Raw genomic sequence first — 2491 nt, 5'->3', positions numbered from 1 at the left:
GCCCATGACGCATTGCTCCTCCTCACGCTGGAAGCCGTTGCGCCGCAGTTCGCGGGTGATGGTGCTGGCAGCTCGTTGCAGCGTCCTGGCAATGGCTCGTGCGCTGCTGCCCTGGGAACTCAGCGCCATGATCACGCCTCGGTCCTCGGCGCTCAATTGTTCGTAGGTTCTTGTCATGCAACGGCTCTCAGGGGGCTGGAGTGTTGCACTTCACCTTTGAAACCGCCGTTACTTTCATTTGAGCCAGCAAATGAAAGTGACTCGCCCGCCGGGGCGAGACCCGGCAATGCCAGAAAAGAACGATCGTGCTTTTAAGCCCTCGCCGTCGATACAATGCCGCGCACCGAGACAAGCGCCGCCGCTGCGCGCAGCGCCCAGGACACAAGGAACGACATGACCCCCGAAGCCATCCTCGAGCAACACGGCCCGCGTGAATCCATGGAGTACGACGTCGTGGTCGTCGGGGGCGGCCCCGGCGGCTTGGCGACCGCCATCAAGCTGAAACAGCTGGCCGCTGCCCAAGGCAAGGAGATCTCCGTCGTCGTGCTCGAAAAGGGCTCCGAGCCCGGTGCCCACATCCTGAGCGGCGCCATCATGGACCCGCGTGCCCTCACCGAGCTGTTCCCCAACTGGAAGGAACTCGGCGCCCCGCTGAACCAGCCCGTCGCGCACGACGAGATGCTGTTCCTCAGCCAGACCGGCACGCTGCGCACGCCGCAGTTCCTGATCCCCGCCAGCCTCCACAACGCCGGCAACTACATCGTCGGCCTCGGCAACGTCGTGCGCTGGCTCGGCCAGCAGGCCGAGGCTCTCGGCGTCGAGATCTTCCCCGGCTTCGCGGCCGCCGAAGTCCTCTACAACGCCGACGGCTCGGTCAAGGGCATCGCCACCGGCAACCTCGGCGTCGGCAAGGACGGCGAACCGACCGGCGAGTTCCAGCTCGGCATGGAGCTGCATGCCAAGTACACCGTGTTCGCCGAAGGCGCGCGCGGCCAGCTCGGCCGCCAACTGATCGCGCGCTTCAAGCTCGACGACGGCCGCGATCCGCAGACCTATGCGCTCGGCATCAAGGAGCTGTGGGAGATCGACCCCGCCAAGGCGAAACCCGGCCACCTCATCCACTCGCTCGGCTGGCCGATGGACAACAGCACCTACGGCGGCGGCTTCCTGTACCACATGGAAGACAACAAGGTCACGCTCGGCTTCATCACCGGCCTCGAGTACAGCAACCCCTGGCTCAGCCCGTTCGAGGAAATGCAGCGCTGGAAGACCCACCCCGCCATCCGCGCCTGCCTCGAAGGCGGCAAGCGCATCGGCTACGGCGCGCGCGCCATCACCTGCGGCGGGCTGATGAGCCTGCCGAAGTTCGTGTTCCCCGGCGGCGCACTGGTCGGCTGCGAAGCCGGCTTCCTGAACTTCTCGCGCATCAAGGGCAGCCACGCCGCCATCAAGACCGGCATGCTGGCCGCCGAGGCCGCGTTCAACGCCGTCACGTCGGGCCGCCAGCACGACGAGCTCAGCGCCTACCCGCAGGCCTTCGAGAAGAGCTGGCTGTACGAAGAGCTGCAGGCCTCGCGCAACACCAAGCAGTGGATGAAGAAAGGCCTGTTCCTGTCGTCGATCATGAACGGCATCGAGCTGTGGCTGCTGCCCAAGCTCGGCTTCAAGGCACCGCCGTGGACCATCCACAGCACGGTGCCCGACAACGCGCGCCTGAAGCCGGCGGCCGAGTGCCCGAAGATCGACTACCCGAAGCCCGACGGCAAGCTGACCTTCGACAAGCTCTCCAGCGTGTTCATCAGCAACACCAACCACGGCGAGAACCAGCCGGCGCACCTGACGCTGAAGGACGCTGCGGTGCCGGTCGGCATCAACCTCGCGAAGTACGCCGGGCCCGAAGCCCGCTACTGCCCGGCCGGCGTCTACGAGTTCGTGAAGAACGACAGCGGCGCCGACCGCCTGCAGATCAACGCGCAGAACTGCGTGCACTGCAAGACCTGCGACATCAAGGACCCGACGCAGAACATCGTGTGGGTCGCACCCGAGGGCGGTGGCGGGCCGAACTACGCGGGCATGTAGCCCGGACGCCAGTCCGGGGCCCCGGGTTGACACCGGGGCACGGGGCAGCAACAAGCCGGCAACGTTGGCCGGTTGGAATGCGGGCACGCCAAGTGCCGAGGCACCCAGCCGCCGACGGACCGCCTTGCACAAGTGGCACAGTCGCGCATCCGCCGACGCATCACCCACTGAATCCTGCCCATGCCCATGGACCACACGCCGAAAGACGCCACCACGCCCCCCCTCCCTGCCGCCCCGCGCCGGCGCTGGTTGGGAACGCTGATCGCGATCATCGGCCTGGCCCTGCTGGGCGGCCTCGCCTGGTACCTCACCCACCGGCCTGCCGCGGCACCCGCCGGCGCGATGGCCGGCCCCGGTGGCCCGGGCGGACCCGGCGGCCCAGGAGGAGCCACCCGGCGGCCCAGGAGGAGCC

Annotated in this window: 2 protein-coding genes and 1 pseudogene; 2 read left to right on the top strand and 1 reads right to left on the bottom strand. The window is 67.5% G+C overall.

Annotated elements, in window-relative coordinates; genetic code table 11:
* The coding region (locus tag ACXJLU_RS33115) for a helix-turn-helix domain-containing protein (protein WP_457337891.1) at positions 1-177 on the bottom strand (177 nt) is incomplete at its 3' end.
* A 216-nt stretch (positions 178-393) separates the two neighbouring features.
* Here ACXJLU_RS33115 and ACXJLU_RS33110 point away from each other — a divergent pair.
* Together ACXJLU_RS33110 and ACXJLU_RS33105 are read left to right on the top strand one after the other, a co-directional pair.
* The gene (locus ACXJLU_RS33110; protein ID WP_457337967.1) at positions 394-2079 is read left to right on the top strand and encodes an electron transfer flavoprotein-ubiquinone oxidoreductase; all 1686 of its coding nucleotides are present in this window, start codon (positions 394-396) and stop codon (positions 2077-2079) included.
* A 180-nt stretch (positions 2080-2259) separates the two neighbouring features.
* Positions 2260-2491 (top strand): annotated as a pseudogene (locus ACXJLU_RS33105) (MdtA/MuxA family multidrug efflux RND transporter periplasmic adaptor subunit); the annotation flags it as partial.

This window comes from Rhizobacter sp. P5_C2, from assembly GCF_054049715.1.
Note: the sequence above shows the minus strand (reverse complement) of the source record. Positions and strands in the feature narration are given on the sequence as shown.

Coding starts and splice junctions, on each gene's coding strand:
- ACXJLU_RS33110 (WP_457337967.1), top strand. CDS start 394: ATGACCCCCGAAGCCATCCTCGAGCAACACGGCCCGCGTGAATCCATG.